Here is an 18,986-nt window from a genome sequence, read left to right as displayed (position 1 = left end):
CTCTCGGTTATTTCGCAGCGTTTTGAGCTATATCGTTGTCAGCGTTCAATTCACGCACGGCGATATAACGTTCGCTGCGACGGGTGCGATCCAGCACCTGCCCTACCAATTGACCACACGCGGCGTCGATGTCTTCACCACGGGTGGTGCGGACGGTGACGTTGAAACCGGCATGATGAAGCTGATCCTGGAAACGACGAATCGCGTTATTGCTCGGACGCTCGTAACCGGAATGCGGGAACGGGTTGAACGGGATCAGGTTGATCTTGCACGGGATGTTCTTGAGCAACTCGATCATTTCCACCGCGTGCTCGACCTTGTCGTTGACGTCCTTGAGCAAGGTGTACTCGATGGTCAGCACGCGCTTTTCGCCGAGATTCGACATGTAGCGCTGGCACGACTCGAGCAGCATCTTAAGCGGATATTTTTTGTTGATCGGCACCAATTGGTTACGCAATGCGTCATTCGGTGCGTGCAGGGACAACGCCAGGGAGACGTCGATGTGCTTGGAGAGCTCATCGATCATCGGCACCACGCCGGAGGTCGACAGCGTCACACGGCGCTTGGAAATGCCGTAGCCCAGGTCGTCCATCATCAAATGCATGGCCGCGACGACGTTGTCGAAGTTCAGCAGCGGCTCACCCATGCCCATCATCACCACGTTGGTGATGGCACGGTCGACGGTTGCCGGGACGCTGCCAAAGGATTTGTTGGCAATCCACACCTGGCCAATGACTTCGGCGGCGGTGAGGTTGCTGTTGAAGCCTTGCTTGCCGGTGGAGCAGAAACTGCAATCCAGGGCACAGCCTGCCTGGGACGAAACGCACAAGGTGCCGCGCTTGCCCTGGGGAATGTACACGGTCTCGACGCAGCTGCCGGACGCCACGCGCACCACCCACTTGCGGGTGCCGTCGCTAGAGATGTCCTCGCTGACCACTTCGGGACCACGGACCTCAGCAACAGCCTTGAGCTTTTCGCGCAAGGCCTTGCTGACGTTCGTCATGGCATCGAAATCATCGACGCCAAAGTGGTGAATCCATTTCATTACCTGACCGGCACGGAAACGCTTCTCCCCGATTGAGTCGAAGAATTTTTCCATTTCCAGCTGAGTCAGACCCAGCAGGTTAGTTTTTACAGTCGATGTAGTCATGGATTCACCTTCACTCTTAAGCCAATGCTTAGCGAGTGGTTACTTCAGTAGCTGCGAAGAAGTATGCGATTTCGCGAGCGGCAGCGGCTTCGGAGTCCGAACCGTGTACAGCGTTGGCGTCGATGGAATCAGCGAAGTCAGCGCGGATGGTGCCGGCAGCAGCTTCTTTAGGGTTGGTAGCGCCCATCAGCTCACGGTTCAGAGCGATAGCGTTTTCGCCTTCCAGAACCTGAACGACAACCGGACCGGAGATCATGAAAGCAACCAGGTCGTTGAAGAAACCACGAGCGCTGTGCTCAGCGTAGAAGCCTTCAGCTTCAGCTTTGGACAGTTGCTTCAGTTTCGAAGCTACAACGCGCAGGCCAGCTTTTTCGAAACGAGTGGTGATCTCGCCGATCACGTTTTTAGCAACAGCGTCAGGCTTGATGATGGAGAAAGTACGTTGAACAGCCATGGTGTAACTCCAGAAACGGTAATTTACGAAAAATTAAACCCGCGAATTATACGCGGGTTCTCGGGTATTGCCTAACCTGCGGCGTGGCTCAGTCGCGTTCTTCGATCCAGTGGGCCTGAATGGCCTCCAGGATCTTTTCGCCACAATGCTCAGGCATGTCGTCGAAATCGGGTAATTCCATTACCCATTTACGCAGATCGACGAAGTTGACCGACATAGGGTCCACGTCGGGCTTGCTTTCAGCCAGCTGGATCGCGATCTCCAGCACATCAGTCCACTTGAGTTTCATGACAATTCCTTGAATCAGTGCGGTGCTTCGGCTGCGTGGTTGAGCGAATACTTCGGAATTTCGATGGTCAGGTCTTCCGTACCGACCTTGGCCTGACACCCCAGGCGGGACTCACGCTCAAGGCCCCAAGCCTTGTCAAGATAGTCCTCTTCCAGCTCGTCAGCCTCTTCCAGCGAGTCGAAACCCTCGCGAATGATGCAGTGGCAGGTGGTGCAAGCGCAGACGCCACCGCAAGCGCTTTCCATCTCGATATGGTGCTCATGGGCCAGCTCGAGGATGGACGTACCGGTCTCAGCCTCTACAACCATGCCTTCAGGGCAGAACTTCTCGTGTGGCAGAAAAATGACCTGCGGCATCGTTATTCCTCAATCTCATTCAGGTTGCGCCCCGCCAGCGCGGCTTTCACCGTCGAGTCCAGGCGGCGGGCAGCAAAGGCATCGGTCACTTGCGACAGACGCTTGGTCTGCTGCTCGATGGCGTAACCATCGGTACCTTTCATCAGTTCGGTCAGTTCCTGCACCTGCATGTCGATGACCAAGCGCTCTTCGGCGTCGAGCAAACGCTCGCCATCGGCCTCCAGAGCGGCCTGCACTGCTTCGATCAGGCGTTGGGCGTCGACCTGCTGCTCGCGCAGTACGCGGGCAACCTTGTCGTCATTGGCGTGCTGGAACGAGTCCTTGAGCATCTTGGCGATTTCGCCGTCGGTCAGGCCGTAGGACGGCTTGACCTGAATGCTGGCTTCGACACCCGAACCCAGTTCGCGGGCGGAAACACTGAGCAGACCATCGGCATCGACCTGGAAGGTCACGCGAATCTTCGCCGCGCCGGCAACCATCGCCGGAATGCCGCGCAATTCGAAGCGTGCCAGGGAGCGGCAGTCGCTGATCAGCTCGCGCTCACCCTGCAATACGTGGATGGCCATGGCCGACTGGCCGTCTTTATAGGTAGTGAAATCCTGGGCGCGGGCGACGGGGATGGTGGTGTTGCGCGGAATCACCTTCTCCATCAGGCCACCCATGGTTTCCAGACCAAGGGACAACGGGATCACGTCGAGCAGCAGCAATTCGTCACCGTCGCGCTTGTTGCCGGCCAGCGTATCAGCCTGGATCGCGGCACCGATGGCCACCACTTGATCCGGGTCGATTTCAGTCAGTGGCTGGCGACCAAAGGCTTCGGCGACGGCTTCGCGAACGCGGGGTACGCGAGTCGAACCACCCACCATGACCACGGCATGCACGTCTTCCAGCTCGATGCCGGAATCGCGAACGGCGCGACGGCAGGCTTTCAGGCTGCGAGCCACCATCGGCTCGATCAACGCATCGAAAGCTTCGCGGGACAGCTCGGCCTTCCAGTCGCCATAGGCAACTTCAACGACCGCAACATTGGTCAGTGCTTCCTTGGCCGCGCAGGCGGTTTGCAGCAAATTGCGCTGCACACCCGGATCGAGGTCGGCGGACAGACCGGCGCTCTCAATGATCCAGCCAGCGATCGCGTGGTCGAAGTCATCGCCACCCAGGGCGCTGTCGCCGCCGGTAGCCAGGACTTCGAAGACACCGCCGGTCAGACGCAGAATCGAAATATCGAAGGTGCCGCCGCCCAGATCATAAATGGCGACCAGGCCTTCGGCATGCTGATCCAGACCGTACGCCACCGCCGCCGCCGTTGGCTCATTGAGCAAACGCAGCACGTTCAGACCGGCCAGCTTGGCCGCATCCTTGGTGGCTTGACGCTGTGCATCGTCGAAATAGGCCGGAACGGTGATCACCGCACCCACCAGCTCACCGCCGAGGGTGGCTTCGGCGCGCTGGCGCAGGACCTTGAGAATATCCGCCGAGACTTCGACCGGACTTTTCGGGCCCTGGATCGTCTCGATGAACGGCATGTGCGACTCGCCACCGACAAAGCGGTATGGCAGTTGCTCGCCCAATTGCTTGACGTCGGACAGACCACGACCCATCAAGCGCTTGACCGACAGCACGGTGTTCAAGGGATCGGTGGCGGCAGCCAGCTTGGCCGACTCGCCGACTTCGACGCGATCGGCGTGGTAGCGCACGGCAGACGGCAGGATGACCCGCCCTTCTGCGTCAGCCAGAGGCTCGGAAAGACCACTGCGCAATGCAGCGACCAGCGAATTGGTAGTGCCCAAGTCAATCCCCACAGCCAGACGACGCTGGTGCGGTTGAGGACTTTGGCCGGGTTCGGCGATCTGCAGTAGGGCCATCGTTATCAGGACTTATCTGTATATCAGGCGTGCGACCGGAGCGGCACTGGGTTAATCGTCGAGGCGCTCTTCTAACTGGCGCACTTCGTAGGTGAGCTTGTCGAGGAACTGCATGCGCCGCATCAGGCGCTCGGCCCGTTCGCGTTGCGCGGCATCGTTCCAGCAAGCTGCGAAGCTTTGGTTCAGTTCATCTTGGGCAGCCTTCAGGCGGCGCTTGAAGACAGCAACGCCGTTGAGGTCGGCGCTGTCCTGCAGGTCTTCGAGCTCTTCACGCAACTCCATCTGCTGCAGAAGAAACTCCGGATCATGCACCGTGACCTCCAGCGGCAACTCGCCACCACTCAAGGCGAGCAGGTAACGCGCGCGTTTGGGTGGGTTCTTGAGCGTCTGGTAGGCCTCGTTGAGGCTCGCGGATTGCTCTAGCGCCAGCCGCTGCTCACGCTCGGAAGCGTCGGCAAAGCGGTCCGGATGAACACTACGCGCCAACTCACGGTAGCGCGTAGCCAGCTGGTCGAGGTCCAGGTCGAAACTCGGTTGCAGCTCAAATAAAGCGAAATGACAAGGAGTACCCACGACAAGCCTCAGATGTTGAAGCTTTCGCCGCAGCCACATTCACCGCGTACGTTGGGGTTGTTGAACTTGAAGCCTTCGTTCAACCCTTCCTTGACGAAATCGAGCTCGGTGCCATCCAGGTAGGCCAGGCTTTTCGGGTCGATAATCACTTTTTCGCCATGACTCTCGAACACCTGATCCTCTGCAACCACCTCGTCGACAAACTCCAGCACGTAGGCAAGGCCGGAACAGCCCGTGGTGCGAACACCCAGACGAATCCCTTCACCTTTGCCGCGCCCGTCGAGGGAGCGCCGCACGTGTCGAGCAGCCGCTTCTGTCATGCTGATAGCCATCGGTGACTCCTTACTCGTCGCCAAAACTCGAAAATCAGATCAAGCCTTTCTTCTGCTTGTAGTCGCGAACAGCCGCCTTGATGGCGTCTTCAGCAAGTACCGAGCAGTGAATTTTCACTGGCGGCAGGGCCAGCTCTTCAGCCAGCTGAGTGTTCTTGATGGTTTCCGCTTCGTCCAGGGTCTTGCCCTTCATCCACTCGGTGGCGAGGGAGCTGGAAGCGATAGCCGAACCGCAGCCATAGGTCTTGAACTTGGCATCTTCGATGATACCGGCGTCGTTGACCTTGATCTGCAGGCGCATCACGTCGCCGCATGCCGGAGCGCCGACCATGCCGGTGCCGACATCAGGATCTTCCGCGTCCATCTTGCCGACGTTGCGCGGGTTTTCGTAGTGGTCGATGACCTTTTCGCTGTAAGCCATGATTCTTAATCCTCACTCATCAGAGAGTCGCTCTTTGAGCCCTGCCACCATCGTGCGCAGGGCTGGTTTGCGGCGACTTGAAATCAGTGTGCCGCCCACTCGATTTTCGAAATGTCGACACCGTCTTTGTACATGTCCCACAGCGGCGACAGAGCGCGCAGCTTGGTAACGGCCTCGCAGACTTTCTGCGCGGCGTAGTCGATTTCTTCTTCGGTGGTGAAACGGCCGAAGGTGAAACGGATCGAACTGTGTGCCAGTTCGTCGTTGCGGCCCAGGGCGCGCAGTACGTACGAAGGCTCGAGGGAAGCCGAGGTGCAGGCCGAACCGGACGAAACCGCCAGATCCTTGAGCGCCATGATCAGCGACTCGCCTTCAACGTAGTTGAAACTCAGGTTCAGGTTGTGCGGAACGCGGGCGGTCATGCTGCCGTTGACGTACAACTCTTCCAGGTGCTCGACCTGCTTGAAGAATCGGTCGCTCAGGGCCTTGATGCGCACGTTCTCGGCAGCCATGTCTTCCTTGGCCACACGGAAAGCTTCGCCCATGCCGACGATCTGGTGGGTCGCCAGGGTGCCGGAACGCATGCCGCGCTCGTGACCGCCACCGTGCATGGTCGCTTCGATGCGCACACGCGGCTTGCGGCTCACATACAGGGCACCGATGCCTTTAGGGCCGTAGGTCTTGTGGGCAGAGAACGACATCATGTCGACTTTCAGCTTCGACAGGTCGATGTCGACCTTGCCGGTAGACTGAGCAGCGTCGACGTGGAACAGGATGCCCTTGGAGCGGGTCAGTTCGCCGATGGCTGCGATGTCGTTGATGGTGCCGATTTCGTTGTTCACATGCATGACCGAGACCAGGATGGTGTCGTCACGCAGTTCCGCTTCGATCATCTCAGGCGTCACCAGGCCATCGGTGCGAGGCTCGATGTAGGTGACCTCAAAACCTTCACGCTCCAGTTGGCGCATGGTGTCGAGGACAGCCTTGTGCTCAATCTTGGTGGTGATCAGGTGTTTGCCTTTGGTGGCATAGAAATGCGCCGCACCCTTGATTGCCAGGTTGTCGGATTCGGTGGCACCGGAGGTCCAGACGATTTCACGCGGATCGGCGTTGACCAGGTCGGCGACCTGACGGCGAGCGTTTTCAACGGACTCTTCAGCTTTCCAGCCGAACACGTGGGAACGGGACGCCGGGTTACCGAAGTTTCCGTCGACCAGCAGGCATTCACTCATTTTTTGCGCGACACGCGGATCAACCGGGGTGGTCGCAGAGTAATCAAGGTAAATCGGCAATTTCATGGACTATCTCCTAAATCAGGCTGGCTGGCGTGCCGCTAGCTCTTTGGCTGTCATTCGACGGCGGACGCTTCAATCTTGTCCAGGCGTGGCACCTTGCTATTGCAACGGCGCTGGTCCTGACGCTGGGCTACTTCTTGCACCTCACGGCGAGTCACAAGATCAGCCAAGCTGATACCGCTCAGAAATTCGTGAATCTGCAGGCTCAGATCGCACCACAAGTGGTGGGTCAGACAGGTGTCGCCTTGATGGCAATCACCCTGCCCCTGGCATTTGGTTGCATCGACCGATTCGTTCACCGCATCGATCACCTGGGCGACCTGGATGCCCTGCATGTCGCGGGACAACTGGTAGCCGCCGCCCGGACCACGCACACTGGACACCAGATTGCTGCGGCGCAGCTTGGCGAAAAGCTGTTCGAGGTAGGACAGGGAGATGCCTTGGCGCTCGGAGATATCGGCCAGGGACACGGGCCCGTGCTGCGCGTGCAACGCCAGGTCAAGCATGGCGGTCACGGCGTATCGGCCTTTTGTAGTCAGTCGCATGGACAATTACCACGGAGTTCGGAATGAGGCGAGTATGCAATTCCCGAGTATTTAAGTCAACTATAAGACCTAGTACTTTAGTCAGGTTTACCCGCAAAAGAGCGCGCGCATCATAGCAAAGGCTGGGCCTGAACGACCAGCAATACCGCGTCACCGTTCTTCGCGAGCAAGCCCGCTCCCACAGTTGGCCAGACGGGCACAGCTCAATGTGGGAGCGGGCTTGCTCGCGAAGAGGTCGACGCGGTCTAGCTGGCCTGACTCTGATCCTTGTCCTTCACACAGGCGAAGTCTTCTTCGCGCAGCTCAGGCAGATCTTTCGCACAGTAATTACTGCCCAGATCCTTCAACGCACCACACATACCTTCCAGACGGCCATCGACCGCCTGCAGGTGATCGAGCAATTGATTGATGGCGCGGGCCACCGGGTCAGGCATGTCTTCGCTGACGCCGTAGGCATCGAACCCGATCTTTTCGGCCATGGCCTTGCGCTTGGCGTCCTGTTCTTCGTCTGACTTGACGATGATCCGCCCCGGAATCCCCACCACGGTCGCTCCCGGTGGTACAGCCTTGGTCACCACCGCGTTGGAACCGACCTTGGCGCCTGCGCCGACAGTGAACGGCCCGAGCACCTTGGCGCCAGCACCGACCACTACGCCATCACCCAAGGTCGGGTGACGCTTGCCCTTGTTCCAGCTGGTGCCGCCCAGTGTCACGCCCTGATAAAGAGTGACGTCATCGCCGATCTCGGCGGTTTCACCGATGACGATACCCATGCCATGGTCAATAAAGAAGCGCCGCCCCACCTTGGCCCCCGGATGAATCTCGATCCCGGTCAACCAGCGACCGAAGTTCGACACCAGCCGCGCCAGCCATTTCAGGTCCGCACGCCACAAGGCTGCCGACAAACGGTGAATCCAGATGGCGTGCATGCCGGGGTAGCAAGTCAGGACTTCAAAAGCGTTACGCGCCGCCGGGTCTCGGTGGAATACGCTCTGGATATCTTCACGCAAACGCTCGAACATCATTAATCCTTCCGCTTTAGTAGCTCACCACGGGCCGCTTTCTGGGTTTCCGTGAGGATGCCACGCAAAATATTCATTTCCGCCCGGCTGACCGAGCTGCGTCCGTACAACCGGCGCAGGCGCGCCATCAAGTGCCGTGGTTTTTCCGGATCGAGGAATTCGATGGCCACCAGGGTTTGCTCCAGGTGCTCATAGAATCGCTCCAGTTCGTCCATGGTCGCCAGCTCAGCGCTTTTGACGGAAGCCACTTCTTCCTTCTCGACCTTGCTCGGCTGACCTTGGGCCGCCAGCCAGGACATGCGCACTTCATAACCCAACACCTGCACCGCCGCCCCAAGATTCAGCGAGCTGAACTCAGGGTCCGATGGAATGTGCACATGGTAATGACATCGCTGCAGCTCTTCGTTGGTCAGGCCGGAATCTTCACGCCCGAACACCAGGGCGATTTCCGCACCCTGCCCCGCTTCCTCGACTACCTTCGCTCCGCATTCGCGGGGATCGAGCAGCGGCCAGGGAATGCGCCGGTCACGGGCACTGGTACCGAGCACCAGGTTGCAACCGACCAAGGCATCTTCCAAGGTGGCGACGACTTGCGCGTTTTCAAGGATGTCCCCGGCACCGGAGGCACGGGCATCGGCCTCGTGATGCGGGAACAGACGAGGCTCGACCAGCACCAGCCGCGACAGCCCCATGTTCTTCATGGCACGCGCAGCCCCGCCGATATTGCCCGGATGGCTGGTATTGACCAGGACGACACGAATGTTTTGCAGCAAGGGAGGCGCTCTCGAACACAATAATCGGGAGCAGAATCTTACAGCTACACCTACCGTTAAGCTATGAAAGCGAACGTCGTCCTTCTCCTGTAGAAACTTTCTGATAGAATGCCCGGCTTTCTTTAACAACCTTAGGTGACACATCCATGCAGCCCATGCTGAATATCGCGCTGCGCGCCGCCCGCAGCGCCAGTGAATTGATCTTCCGCTCCATCGAGCGCCTGGATACCATCAAGGTCGACGAAAAAGACGCCAAGGATTACGTATCCGAGGTGGATCGCGCCGCCGAACAGAAAATCATCGACGCCCTGCGCAAGGCGTACCCGAATCACTCGATCATGGGTGAAGAGACCGGCATGCACGCCGGCACCGGTATCGAAGGCGAAGAGTACCTGTGGATCATCGATCCGCTGGACGGCACCACCAACTTCCTGCGCGGCATTCCTCACTTCGCTGTCAGCATTGCCTGCAAATACCGCGGTCGCCTGGAACACGCCGTTGTTCTGGACCCGGTTCGCCAGGAAGAATTCACCGCCAGCCGTGGTCGCGGCGCCCAACTGAACGGTCGTCGCCTGCGCGTCAGCGGCCGTACCAGCCTGGACGGCGCCCTGCTGGGTACCGGCTTCCCGTTCCGTGACGACCAGATGGACAACCTCGACAACTACCTGGGCATGTTCCGCGCCCTGGTTGGCCAGACTGCCGGCATCCGCCGCGCCGGTTCGGCAAGCCTGGACCTGGCCTACGTGGCCGCCGGCCGTTTCGACGCGTTCTGGGAGTCGGGCCTGTCCGAGTGGGACATGGCGGCAGGCGCCCTGCTGATCCAGGAAGCCGGCGGTCTGGTGAGCGACTTCACCGGCGGTCACGACTTCCTTGAAAAAGGCCACGTCGTTGCCGGCAATACCAAATGCTTCAAGGCAGTCCTGACGGCTATCCAGCCGCACCTGCCGGCATCGCTGAAGCGCTAAGCTTCCCGCGACAGAAAAAAGCACCTTTCGGGGTGCTTTTTTTATGCCTGAAATCCAGCCCCAATAACACCACAGCACCAATGTGGGAGCGGGCTTGCTCGCGAAGGCGGCGTGTCAGCCAGCATTAATAGTGACTGATACACCGCCTTCGCGAGCAAGCCCGCTCCCACAGGGGGATTGGTGGTGATGCAGAAATTGCGGGCACAAAAAAAAGCACCCCGCAGGGTGCTTTTTTTATCTGGCGTCAGCAGATCACTGCCCCTGCTGATTCTCCGACAAGATCAGCTTGCCTTCCTTATCCACCGGAATCTGGTTGCCCGGATCTCGGTCCATGCGCACCTTGCCTTCCTTGCCATCCAGCGAGTAACGCACGTCGTAACCCACTACTTTGTCGCTGATGTCGTTCACCGTATTACAACGGGTCTGGGTCGTGGTGTAGGTGTCACGCTCTTGCATGCCCTCCTGAACCTTGTTACCGGCGTAACCACCACCGACAGCGCCCGCAACCGTGGCAATTTTCTTGCCGGTGCCGCCACCGATCTGGTTACCCAGCAAACCACCTGCCAATGCACCGACCACCGTACCGGCGATCTGATGTTGATCTTTCACCGGCGCCTGCCGGGTGACCGTTACATCCTTGCATACTTCACGTGGAGTCTTGATTTGTGTCTTGACCGGCTCAACGGCTAGAACCTGAGCAAACTCAGGACCGCTTTTCTTAACCAGGCTGTAGGTGGCCACAGCACCCCCGGCAGTCACACCGACAGCACCCAGTACCGCACCAACCAGCATCGACTTGTTCACATGAACCTCCTGGACCATCACATGCGGAACATGTCCGCGCTTCTCCCAGCCTTGGAGCACAAAAAAAGGCGCGAGTTCAACTCGCGCCTTTTTTGGACTACACCACCCTAGGAAATTTCCTTCAAGGACGGTCGTCGACTTCCTTCTCGGTATTCGCCGGAGGAATCAGATCTTCAGTGCTCAGGTTCAGCCAGATCAGCACCACGTTCGCGATGTAGATCGACGAGTAAGTACCCGCCAGAACACCGATGAACAGGGCGATGGAGAAGCCGAACAGGTTGTCGCCGCCGAAGAACAGCAGTGCCGCGATCGCCAGCAAAGTGGAGATCGACGTCGCCATAGTCCGCAGCAGGGTTTGCGTGGTCGAGATGTTGATGTTCTCGATCAGGCTGGCCTTGCGCAACACGCGGAAGTTCTCACGAACCCGGTCGAATACCACGATGGTGTCGTTGAGCGAGTAACCGATGATCGCCAATACCGCCGCCAGCACCGTCAGGTCGAAGGTGATCTGGAAGAACGACAGGATACCGACGGTCACGATCACGTCGTGGATCAGCGATACGATCGCACCGACCGCGAACTTCCACTGAAAGCGGAAAGCCAGGTAGATCAGAATGCCGCCCAGCGCCATCAGCATGCCGAGGCCGCCCTGGTCGCGCAGCTCTTCACCCACCTGCGGGCCGACGAACTCGACACGCTTGACCGCCGCCGGGTTCTCGCCACCGACCTTCTGCAAGGCTTCGGCTACCTGGTGACCCAGTTGCGGATCTTCGCCTGGCATACGCACCAGCAGATCGGTAGTTGCACCGAAGTTCTGCACGATGGCTTCGTGATAACCCGCGGTCACCAACTGCTCACGCACCTTGGTGACATCGGCCGGACGCTCGTAGGTCAGCTCGATGAGCGTACCGCCAGTGAAGTCCAGGCCCCAGTTCATGCCCTTGTGAAAGACACTGAACATTGCCAGCGCGGTAAGGAACAATGTGACGCCGAACGCAAAGTTGCGAACGCCCATGAAGTTGATTGTACGTAACATGGCAGCCCCTTAAATCCACAACTTCTTGAAGTCACGACCGCCGAAGATCAGGTTGACCATCGCGCGGGTCACCATGATGGCCGTGAACATCGAGGTAAAGATCCCGAGGGACATGGTCACTGCGAAGCCCTTGACCGGGCCGGTGCCCATGGCAAAGAGGATGCCGCCGACCAGCAAAGTGGTCAGGTTGGCGTCGAGAATCGCGGTGAATGCCCGGCCGAAGCCTTCGTTGATTGCACGCTGCACGGTCATGCCGGCGGCGATCTCTTCACGGATCCGCGAGAAGATCAGCACGTTGGCGTCGACCGCCATACCCATGGTCAACACGATACCGGCGATGCCCGGCAGGGTCAGCGTTGCACCCAGCAGTGACATCAGCGCCAGCAGCATCACCATGTTCACCGCCAGGGCGACGGTGGCGATGAGGCCGAAGAAGCGGTAGATGGCCATGATGAACAGCGAGACGAACAACATGCCCCACAGCGATGCATCGATACCCTTGGTGATGTTGTCAGCACCCAGGCTTGGACCGATAGTGCGTTCTTCAGCAAAGTACATCGGCGCAGCCAGACCACCGGCACGCAGCAGCAGCGCCAGTTCGGACGACTCGCCCTGGCCGTTCAGGCCAGTGATGCGGAATTGAGCACCCAGCGGCGACTGGATGGTCGCCAGGCTGATGATTTTCTTCTCTTCCTTGAACGACTGCACCGCCACGTCTTTTTCGACGCCATCGACCACTTGTTTGGTGTAAGTGGTGACCGGACGCTGTTCGATAAAGATCACTGCCATGCTGCGACCAACGTTCGAACGGGTCGCACGGCTCATCAGCTCGCCGCCATGACCGTCCAGACGAATGTTCACTTCCGGTGTGCCGTGCTCGCCGAAGCCAGCCTTGGCGTCAGTCACCTGGTCACCGGTGATGATCAAGCCGCGCTCGATCAGAGCAGGAGGACGCTTGCCTTCACGGAACTCGAAGGATTCGGAAGTGGCTTTCGAAGCGCCAGGCTCTGCCGCCAGACGGAACTCCAGGTTCGCCGTCTTGCCGAGGATACGCTTGGCTTCGGCGGTGTCCTGCACGCCTGGCAGCTCAACCACGATGCGGTTGGCGCCCTGGCGCTGAACGATCGGTTCGGCAACACCCAGCTCGTTGACGCGGTTACGCACCGTGGTCAAGTTCTGCTTGATGGAGTATTCGCGGATTTCCGCCAGCTTGGCCGGGGTCATCGCCAGACGCAGCACCGGTTGGCCATTGAGGTCGGCCGGAACAATGTCGAAATCGTTGAAGTTCTTGCGGACCAGCACACGGGCCTGTTCGCGGCTGTCTTCATCAGCGAAGCCCAGCTGGATGGCACCGTTGAGTTGCGGCAGGCTGCGATAGCGCAGCTTCTCTTTACGCAGCAGGCTCTTGACGTCGCCTTCGTAGACTTTCAGGCGCGCATCGAGGGCTTTGTCCATGTCCACTTCCAGCAGGAAGTGCACACCACCGGACAAGTCCAGCCCCAGCTTCATCGGGTGCGCAGCGAGGTTGCGCAGCCATTGCGGGGTGGTTTGTGCCAGGTTCAATGCAACGACGTAGTCATCACCCAACGCCTTGCGTACAACGTCCTTGGCCGGCAATTGATCTTCAGCCTTGGTCAGGCGAATCAGGCCGCCCTTGCCGCTGGCAGACAGGGTAGCTGCCTTGACGTTGATCCCGGATTCCTTGAGCGCTGTGCTCACACGATCCAGATCAGCCTGATTGACCAGCAGCGCAGTGCTTGCACCGCTGACCTGAATGGCCGGGTCATCAGGATAAAGATTGGGAGCGGAATAAATCAGACCGACCGCCAGCACCGCCAGGATCAGAATGTATTTCCACAGAGGGTATTTGTTCAGCATCACGCCGCCCGCTTATGACGCGGGGCGCCTTGCGCGCCCCGTCGATTGAGTATGAAGTTGAAACTTAGATCGCTTTGAGCGTGCCTTTTGGCAGCGTGGCGGCGATGGCGCCTTTCTGGAATTTCATTTCGACAGTGTCGGAAACTTCCAGAACGACGAAATCGTCGGCCACTTTAGTGATCTTGCCGGCGATGCCGCCAGTGGTCACAACTTCGTCGCCCTTTTGCAGGCTGCTCAGCAGGTTTTTCTGCTCTTTGGCGCGCTTGGCCTGTGGACGCCAGATCATCAGGTAGAAGATGACCAGGAAGCCGACCAGGAAAATCCACTCAAAGCCGCCGCCCATAGGGGCTGCCGCAGGTGCTGCAGCGTCTGCCATGGCATTAGAGATAAAAAAGCTCATTTAGCACTCCAGTTGCAAATGTTGAATATTGGGGTCAGAAAACTTAGTCCAAAGGCGGAACGGGAAGCCCGCGTTTGGCGTAGAAGGCATCGACAAAGGCGGCCAATGTACCCTGTTGAATAGCCTCGCGCAAACCAGCCATAAGCACTTGATAATGGCGCAAGTTATGGATGGTATTGAGCATGCTCCCCAGCATTTCGCCGCACTTGTCCAGGTGATGCAGATAAGCACGGGAGAAGTTCTGGCAGGTATAGCAATCGCAGGTCGGATCGAGCGGCGAATCATCATGGCGATGGAACGCGTTTCGGATCTTCAGCACACCAGTATCAATGAACAGATGCCCGTTGCGGGCATTACGGGTTGGCATCACGCAATCGAACATGTCCACACCGCGGCACACACCCTCAACCAGATCTTCCGGTTTGCCAACGCCCATAAGGTAACGAGGTTTGTCAGCCGGCATCATGCCCGGCAGATAATCCAGCACCTTGATCATCTCGTGCTTGGGCTCGCCCACCGACAGACCGCCGATCGCCAGGCCGTCGAAGCCGATCTTGTCCAGGCCTTCCAGGGAGCGCATGCGCAGGTCCTGGTGCATGCCGCCCTGAACGATACCGAACAACGCCGCGGTGTTGTCGCCATGGGCGTTTTTCGAGCGCTGGGCCCAACGCAGCGACAACTCCATGGACACGCGGGCGACGTCTTCGTCGGCCGGGTACGGCGTGCATTCGTCGAAAATCATCACGATGTCGGAGCCCAGGTCACGCTGGACCTGCATCGACTCTTCCGGCCCCATGAACACCTTGGCGCCGTCGACCGGAGAGGCGAAGGTCACGCCCTCCTCCTTGATCTTGCGCATGGCGCCCAGGCTGAACACCTGGAAACCGCCGGAGTCGGTCAGAATCGGGCCTTTCCACTGCATGAAATCGTGCAGGTCGCCGTGCTTCTTGATCACTTCCGTGCCAGGACGCAGCCACAGGTGAAAGGTGTTGCCCAGAATGATTTCGGCGCCAGTCGCCTCGATATCCCGTGGCAGCATGCCCTTGACCGTGCCGTACGTGCCCACCGGCATGAATGCCGGGGTCTCGACGGTACCGCGCGGGAAGGTCAGGCGACCACGACGAGCTTTGCCATCGGTGGCAAGCAGCTCGAAAGACATACGGCAGGTGCGACTCATACTGTTTCCTCTGGGCCGCGTGGCGCGGGATTACGGGTGATGAACATCGCATCACCGTAGCTGAAAAAGCGGTATCCGTTGTCGACCGCGGCTTTATAGGCGGCCATGGTTTCGGGATAACCGGCGAACGCCGAAACCAGCATCAACAACGTGGATTCGGGCAAATGGAAGTTGGTGACCAGAGCATCGACCACATGAAACGGCCGGCCCGGGTAGATAAAGATGTCGGTGTCGCCGCTGAACGGCTTGAGCACGCCATCGCGGGCGGCGCTTTCCAGGGAACGCACGCTGGTGGTCCCCACGGCCACGACGCGACCACCACGAGCGCGACAGGCGGCAACGGCATCGACCACGTCCTGGCCGACTTCCAGCCATTCGCTGTGCATGTGGTGGTCTTCGATTTTCTCGACCCGCACCGGCTGGAACGTACCCGCACCGACGTGCAAGGTCACGAACGCGGTTTCGACGCCCTTGGCCGCAATCGCCTCCATCAGCGACTGATCGAAATGCAGCCCGGCCGTCGGTGCCGCCACCGCGCCCAGGCGCTCGGCGTACACCGTCTGATAACGCTCGCGGTCCGAGCCTTCATCCGGGCGGTCTATATAAGGAGGCAACGGCATGTGCCCGACGCGGTCGAGCAGCGGCAACACCTCTTCGGCAAACCCCAGCTCGAACAACGCATCGTGGCGCGCCAACATTTCGGCCTCGCCACCACCGTCGATGAGGATCTTCGACCCCGGCTTCGGCGACTTGCTGGAGCGCACATGAGCCAGCACGCGATGACTGTCGAGCACCCGCTCCACGAGGATTTCCAGCTTGCCGCCGGAAGCCTTCTGGCCAAACAGCCGTGCCGGAATCACCCGGGTATTGTTGAACACCATCAAGTCGCCCGGGCGCAAATGCTCAAGCAAATCAGTGAATTGACGGTGTGCCAGGGCGCCGCTGACCCCATCCAGGGTCAACAGGCGACTATTGCGACGCTCGGCCAAAGGATGGCGGGCAATCAGCGAATCAGGGAGCTCGAAGGTAAAGTCAGCAACGCGCATGATGGGGTTCGTCTAGCAGGGCCGGGAAGTCTAGCGGAAATATCAAAAATTCTCCATGTACCTGATTGACCAGCGGTTATCTCATCTCTATACTTCGCCGCCATTGAGCCCTGATGGCGGAATTGGTAGACGCGGCGGATTCAAAATCCGTTTTCGAAAGGAGTGGGAGTTCGAGTCTCCCTCGGGGCACCATTTGCAGTACATAGACGACTACCAGCGTCTACGCAACACCCCTAGAGCCCGCTAACTGCGGGCTTTTTGGTCTCTGGGGTTCCATCCCCGTCCCTTGCAAGCCAACCTCTTTTTGGTACATTTTCTGTACAGATTCCAGTTCGAGAACTGGAGGTGTACAGCCATGCCCCTCACCGCCCTGCAAGTCAAAGCGTCCAAGCCTACCGACAAGCAATACACATTAGGTGATAGCTCGGGCCTTGCCCTTGGTTCAGCCGAACGGGCGCAAGTACTGGCATTTCCGCTATACGCAACAGGCAGCAATCGACCCAGGCTGTGTGAAAACGTTTTAGAGCGAGTTTGACACTCAGAACCGCAACGGAAATCGCATTCCTACGCAAATTTCAGGTCTGCTGAACCAGCCAAACGCTGCCAGATTTTACATAGCAACGCAGACTTCAAACGGTGCATGCGTTTTCACACAGCCTGGGCCAGAAGCTGCCTCTCAGCCAGGCTGTGAATCCTGCCTGGTTCAACTTTCTGGTTTGAGCGTCTCCCGTAGTTCCGCCCATTTCAACAGTGCATCTAGTGCTGGACACAGCGCTTGGCCCCATTCTGTCACGCGATATTCGACCTTAGGTGGTACTTGCGGATAGGCGGTGCGATGCACAATGCCATCCAATTCCAACTGACGTAACTGCTGGGCAAGCATCTTCTGGGATATCTCGGGGATCAGCTTTTCCAGCTCGGAAAAACGTTGTACCTGGCCTCCGAAGAGGTGGAACAGGATCACCAATTTCCAGCGTCCTTCGAGTTGCCTGAATACTGCTTCCACGCCACTGGCTGCGGTCGCCGGGGTATAGATTGCTCTCATATTTCCCTAACTTACTTTTTCGTGGGTTCTTGTCATTTGGTAATGCCTACAGCGAGCATGTGGGTGAAGCAATCCGTACACCAGCGAGGAAATACGCCATGAAAATCGAATTGCCTGAATCAATCGCCAGCTACCTTGCCGCCGAAAAAAATACCGACATCGAGATATTGGAGCGCTGCTTTAACAAGGACGCCACTGTGCGCGACGAAGGCCAGACGTACAATGGGCTGGAGGCCATCAAAGCCTGGAAGCAAGCTTCGCAGGCCAAGTATCAATACAGCATCGAACCATTGAGCAGCTCGCAGAAAGGACAGATTGTGACGTTGCTCGCCCGGCTTACCGGGAACTTCCCTGGTAGCCCCATCGAGCTTACCTACACCGTTGGACTCGCCGACGACAAGATCGCATCCCTGGAGATTCGCTGATGAGCATGGCTCTGGAACTTGAAGGCCGCCGTGCATTGATCACCGGAGGGGACCAAGGGTATTGGTGAAGCCGTTGTCTTGCGTCTGCACGAGGCTGGTGCAAAAGTCCTGACTGCTGCGCGTTCACGTCCCGAACACATTCCCGAGGACATCTTCGTCGCGGCGGACATCACCACCTCCGAGGGTTGCACCAGCGTCGTTGATGCCGTCTATGAGCATCTCGGCGGGCTCGATATCATCGTCCATGCCGCTGGCGCCCATCGGCTCCAGTGGGTAGCTATGAGGTGCTCGACGACCAGCAATGGCAACGAGCCCTGGACCTGAACCTGTTCCCGGCAGTTCGCCTCGACCGAGCACGGGGTCGCACGCTACCTTTCGCGACAGGCAGCGATCGGCCAAAAAGGAGCCCGTCGGATGCGTCCAGGAAATTAGAGGCACGAACTAGGAGGACCACCTCTTTTTCCGAGCTAGCACGAAACACTGACACATAATTCTTCAAGGGAGATATCCATGACGTCAGGGCAATGTCTTTGCGGGGCTGTACGCTTTTCTCTAGGGGTTGAGCCACGATTTTTTTATCGCTGCCACTGCACCCTATGCCGCAAGCAAACCGGGGTCGGCCATAATCTCGCCACGCTAGTAAGGGCCCGTGATTTTCGATGGGAAGAAGGGCAAGGAGCAATCAACAGCTGGCGCAAACCCAGCGGGTATAGGAATGACTTTTGCTCGCGATGTGGCTCGACCGTGCCTAATGCCCTGCGCGAGACGCCTTACTTTTGGATTCCGCTGGGACTTATCGAGGCCAAGCTGAGCATGGAGTGTGTTGGAGATTTCTGCACCGATGACTCTATGCCCTGGGATGAACAGCGCTCGGAGAAAAGCCATAGGGCAGCGCCAGATTCACTTGGATTTCTTTTGCATGAACTCCAGATCGACAATGATTGATCCAACAACGGTCGCTCGGAATGTCCACGAAACCAGATGCAATTCAATTCCCGCACCAGTCTCAGAATGCTTTTTTCGAGGATAAACAAAACCCCTACCTGCGTACGCAGATAGGGGTTTCGGAATTTAATCTTGACGATGACCTACTCTCACATGGGGAAACCCCACACTACCATCGGCGATGCATCGT

Annotated in this window: 23 protein-coding genes and 1 tRNA gene; 5 read left to right on the top strand and 19 right to left on the bottom strand. The window is 58.4% G+C overall.

Features of this window, described 5'->3' with window-relative positions; genetic code table 11:
- Window positions 1–7 precede the first annotated feature (7 nt).
- From rlmN to trmJ, 12 genes are all read right to left on the bottom strand, one after another.
- Window positions 8–1,150, bottom strand: a complete 1,143-nt coding sequence (gene rlmN, locus AC07XF_RS25950) for a dual-specificity RNA methyltransferase RlmN (RefSeq protein ID WP_495028774.1) — start codon at window positions 1,148–1,150, stop codon at window positions 8–10.
- 28 nt (window positions 1,151–1,178) lie between these two features.
- Window positions 1,179–1,604 (bottom strand): nucleoside-diphosphate kinase, encoded by a 426-nt coding sequence (gene ndk / locus AC07XF_RS25945; protein WP_007982755.1) that lies wholly within the window; start codon window positions 1,602–1,604, stop codon window positions 1,179–1,181.
- Window positions 1,605–1,692: 88 nt separating this feature from the next.
- Window positions 1,693–1,893 (bottom strand): Fe-S cluster assembly protein IscX, encoded by a 201-nt coding sequence (iscX, locus tag AC07XF_RS25940; protein ID WP_007973999.1) that lies wholly within the window; start codon window positions 1,891–1,893, stop codon window positions 1,693–1,695.
- 14 nt (window positions 1,894–1,907) lie between these two features.
- Window positions 1,908–2,249 (bottom strand): ISC system 2Fe-2S type ferredoxin, encoded by a 342-nt coding sequence (gene fdx / locus AC07XF_RS25935; protein WP_495028773.1) that lies wholly within the window; start codon window positions 2,247–2,249, stop codon window positions 1,908–1,910.
- Window positions 2,250–2,251: 2 nt separating this feature from the next.
- Entirely contained in the window at window positions 2,252–4,114 is a 1,863-nt protein-coding gene (gene hscA, locus AC07XF_RS25930; RefSeq protein WP_495028772.1) for a Fe-S protein assembly chaperone HscA, read from the bottom strand.
- Window positions 4,115–4,165: 51 nt separating this feature from the next.
- Complete coding sequence (gene hscB, locus AC07XF_RS25925) at window positions 4,166–4,687, bottom strand: co-chaperone HscB (RefSeq protein ID WP_204929331.1); 522 nt, start codon at window positions 4,685–4,687, stop codon at window positions 4,166–4,168.
- 8 nt (window positions 4,688–4,695) lie between these two features.
- Window positions 4,696–5,019, bottom strand: a complete 324-nt coding sequence (gene iscA, locus AC07XF_RS25920) for an iron-sulfur cluster assembly protein IscA (RefSeq protein ID WP_003227904.1) — start codon at window positions 5,017–5,019, stop codon at window positions 4,696–4,698.
- Between the two features lie 34 nt (window positions 5,020–5,053).
- On the bottom strand, window positions 5,054–5,440 hold the full coding sequence (gene iscU, locus AC07XF_RS25915; protein WP_007974006.1) for a Fe-S cluster assembly scaffold IscU: 387 nt from the start codon (window positions 5,438–5,440) through the stop codon (window positions 5,054–5,056).
- Window positions 5,441–5,523: 83 nt separating this feature from the next.
- Window positions 5,524–6,738, bottom strand: a complete 1,215-nt coding sequence (locus tag AC07XF_RS25910; protein ID WP_495028771.1) for an IscS subfamily cysteine desulfurase — start codon at window positions 6,736–6,738, stop codon at window positions 5,524–5,526.
- 50 nt (window positions 6,739–6,788) lie between these two features.
- A complete protein-coding gene (iscR, locus tag AC07XF_RS25905; protein ID WP_007974010.1) occupies window positions 6,789–7,280 on the bottom strand; it encodes a Fe-S cluster assembly transcriptional regulator IscR in 492 nt (163 codons plus the stop codon).
- A 245-nt stretch (window positions 7,281–7,525) separates the two neighbouring features.
- On the bottom strand, window positions 7,526–8,302 hold the full coding sequence (gene cysE, locus AC07XF_RS25900; protein WP_495028770.1) for a serine O-acetyltransferase: 777 nt from the start codon (window positions 8,300–8,302) through the stop codon (window positions 7,526–7,528).
- 2 nt (window positions 8,303–8,304) lie between these two features.
- On the bottom strand, window positions 8,305–9,075 hold the full coding sequence (gene trmJ, locus AC07XF_RS25895) for a tRNA (cytosine(32)/uridine(32)-2'-O)-methyltransferase TrmJ (protein WP_495028769.1): 771 nt from the start codon (window positions 9,073–9,075) through the stop codon (window positions 8,305–8,307).
- Between the two features lie 146 nt (window positions 9,076–9,221).
- Between trmJ and suhB the strand changes: the two genes are divergently transcribed.
- Entirely contained in the window at window positions 9,222–10,040 is an 819-nt protein-coding gene (gene suhB / locus AC07XF_RS25890) for a type III secretion system regulator SuhB (RefSeq protein ID WP_007982736.1), read from the top strand.
- 252 nt (window positions 10,041–10,292) lie between these two features.
- Here suhB and AC07XF_RS25885 read toward each other — a convergent pair whose 3' ends face one another.
- The 6 genes from AC07XF_RS25885 to queA all read right to left on the bottom strand — a co-directional run bounded on the left by AC07XF_RS25885 (window position 10,293) and on the right by queA (window position 16,381).
- Window positions 10,293–10,844 carry a glycine zipper 2TM domain-containing protein gene (locus tag AC07XF_RS25885; protein WP_007982734.1) on the bottom strand — a complete coding sequence of 184 codons (552 nt, stop codon included), beginning with the start codon at window positions 10,842–10,844 and terminating at the stop codon, window positions 10,293–10,295.
- A gap of 121 nt (window positions 10,845–10,965) precedes the next feature.
- On the bottom strand, window positions 10,966–11,880 hold the full coding sequence (gene secF, locus AC07XF_RS25880; protein ID WP_495028768.1) for a protein translocase subunit SecF: 915 nt from the start codon (window positions 11,878–11,880) through the stop codon (window positions 10,966–10,968).
- 9 nt (window positions 11,881–11,889) lie between these two features.
- Complete coding sequence (gene secD / locus AC07XF_RS25875; RefSeq protein ID WP_495028767.1) at window positions 11,890–13,758, bottom strand: protein translocase subunit SecD; 1,869 nt, start codon at window positions 13,756–13,758, stop codon at window positions 11,890–11,892.
- Window positions 13,759–13,822: 64 nt separating this feature from the next.
- Window positions 13,823–14,158 (bottom strand): preprotein translocase subunit YajC, encoded by a 336-nt coding sequence (yajC, locus tag AC07XF_RS25870; RefSeq protein WP_007956696.1) that lies wholly within the window; start codon window positions 14,156–14,158, stop codon window positions 13,823–13,825.
- A gap of 43 nt (window positions 14,159–14,201) precedes the next feature.
- Window positions 14,202–15,317, bottom strand: coding sequence for a tRNA guanosine(34) transglycosylase Tgt (gene tgt, locus AC07XF_RS25865; protein ID WP_495028782.1), 1,116 nt, complete (start codon window positions 15,315–15,317; stop codon window positions 14,202–14,204).
- Between the two features lie 14 nt (window positions 15,318–15,331).
- The gene (gene queA, locus AC07XF_RS25860) at window positions 15,332–16,381 is read right to left on the bottom strand and encodes a tRNA preQ1(34) S-adenosylmethionine ribosyltransferase-isomerase QueA (RefSeq protein WP_495028766.1); all 1,050 of its coding nucleotides are present in this window, start codon (window positions 16,379–16,381) and stop codon (window positions 15,332–15,334) included.
- 107 nt (window positions 16,382–16,488) lie between these two features.
- Between queA and AC07XF_RS25855 the strand changes: the two genes are divergently transcribed.
- Window positions 16,489–16,573 (top strand) — tRNA-Leu (locus tag AC07XF_RS25855).
- A gap of 511 nt (window positions 16,574–17,084) precedes the next feature.
- Here AC07XF_RS25855 and AC07XF_RS25850 read toward each other — a convergent pair.
- Window positions 17,085–17,426 carry a winged helix-turn-helix transcriptional regulator gene (locus AC07XF_RS25850; RefSeq protein WP_495028765.1) on the bottom strand — a complete coding sequence of 114 codons (342 nt, stop codon included), beginning with the start codon at window positions 17,424–17,426 and terminating at the stop codon, window positions 17,085–17,087.
- Between the two features lie 98 nt (window positions 17,427–17,524).
- On the opposite strand from AC07XF_RS25850, the gene AC07XF_RS25845 reads away from it, so the two are divergent.
- The 3 genes from AC07XF_RS25845 (at window position 17,525) to AC07XF_RS25835 (ending at window position 18,796) form a co-directional block, all read left to right on the top strand.
- Complete coding sequence (locus AC07XF_RS25845; RefSeq protein WP_495028764.1) at window positions 17,525–17,851, top strand: nuclear transport factor 2 family protein; 327 nt, start codon at window positions 17,525–17,527, stop codon at window positions 17,849–17,851.
- Window positions 17,852–17,929: 78 nt separating this feature from the next.
- Window positions 17,930–18,175: an SDR family oxidoreductase gene (locus tag AC07XF_RS25840; RefSeq protein WP_495028763.1), complete on the top strand. Its 246-nt coding sequence runs from the start codon at window positions 17,930–17,932 to the stop codon at window positions 18,173–18,175.
- A 186-nt stretch (window positions 18,176–18,361) separates the two neighbouring features.
- A complete protein-coding gene (locus tag AC07XF_RS25835; RefSeq protein ID WP_495028762.1) occupies window positions 18,362–18,796 on the top strand; it encodes a GFA family protein in 435 nt (144 codons plus the stop codon).
- The last annotated feature ends 190 nt before the right edge of the window (window positions 18,797–18,986 follow it).

It is taken from the genome of Pseudomonas sp. GW821-FHT01C01, from assembly GCF_059422645.1.
Note: the sequence above shows the minus strand (reverse complement) of the source record. Positions and strands in the feature narration are given on the sequence as shown.

Bases quoted from the DNA above. Each gene is read 5' to 3' on its own strand.
- rlmN (WP_495028774.1), bottom strand. From the start codon at position 1,150: ATGACTACATCGACTGTAAAAACTAACCTGCTGGGTCTGACTCAGCTG.
- ndk (WP_007982755.1), bottom strand. From the start codon at position 1,604: ATGGCTGTTCAACGTACTTTCTCCATCATCAAGCCTGACGCTGTTGCT.
- iscX (WP_007973999.1), bottom strand. From the start codon at position 1,893: ATGAAACTCAAGTGGACTGATGTGCTGGAGATCGCGATCCAGCTGGCT.
- fdx (WP_495028773.1), bottom strand. From the start codon at position 2,249: ATGCCGCAGGTCATTTTTCTGCCACACGAGAAGTTCTGCCCTGAAGGC.
- hscA (WP_495028772.1), bottom strand. From the start codon at position 4,114: ATGGCCCTACTGCAGATCGCCGAACCCGGCCAAAGTCCTCAACCGCAC.
- iscA (WP_003227904.1), bottom strand. From the start codon at position 5,019: ATGGCTATCAGCATGACAGAAGCGGCTGCTCGACACGTGCGGCGCTCC.
- iscU (WP_007974006.1), bottom strand. From the start codon at position 5,440: ATGGCTTACAGCGAAAAGGTCATCGACCACTACGAAAACCCGCGCAAC.
- AC07XF_RS25910 (WP_495028771.1), bottom strand. From the start codon at position 6,738: ATGAAATTGCCGATTTACCTTGATTACTCTGCGACCACCCCGGTTGAT.
- iscR (WP_007974010.1), bottom strand. From the start codon at position 7,280: ATGCGACTGACTACAAAAGGCCGATACGCCGTGACCGCCATGCTTGAC.
- cysE (WP_495028770.1), bottom strand. From the start codon at position 8,302: ATGTTCGAGCGTTTGCGTGAAGATATCCAGAGCGTATTCCACCGAGAC.
- suhB (WP_007982736.1), top strand. From the start codon at position 9,222: ATGCAGCCCATGCTGAATATCGCGCTGCGCGCCGCCCGCAGCGCCAGT.
- secF (WP_495028768.1), bottom strand. From the start codon at position 11,880: ATGTTACGTACAATCAACTTCATGGGCGTTCGCAACTTTGCGTTCGGC.
- secD (WP_495028767.1), bottom strand. From the start codon at position 13,758: ATGCTGAACAAATACCCTCTGTGGAAATACATTCTGATCCTGGCGGTG.
- yajC (WP_007956696.1), bottom strand. From the start codon at position 14,158: ATGAGCTTTTTTATCTCTAATGCCATGGCAGACGCTGCAGCACCTGCG.
- tgt (WP_495028782.1), bottom strand. From the start codon at position 15,317: ATGTCTTTCGAGCTGCTTGCCACCGATGGCAAAGCTCGTCGTGGTCGC.
- queA (WP_495028766.1), bottom strand. From the start codon at position 16,381: ATGCGCGTTGCTGACTTTACCTTCGAGCTCCCTGATTCGCTGATTGCC.
- AC07XF_RS25850 (WP_495028765.1), bottom strand. From the start codon at position 17,426: ATGAGAGCAATCTATACCCCGGCGACCGCAGCCAGTGGCGTGGAAGCA.
- AC07XF_RS25845 (WP_495028764.1), top strand. From the start codon at position 17,525: ATGAAAATCGAATTGCCTGAATCAATCGCCAGCTACCTTGCCGCCGAA.
- AC07XF_RS25835 (WP_495028762.1), top strand. From the start codon at position 18,362: ATGACGTCAGGGCAATGTCTTTGCGGGGCTGTACGCTTTTCTCTAGGG.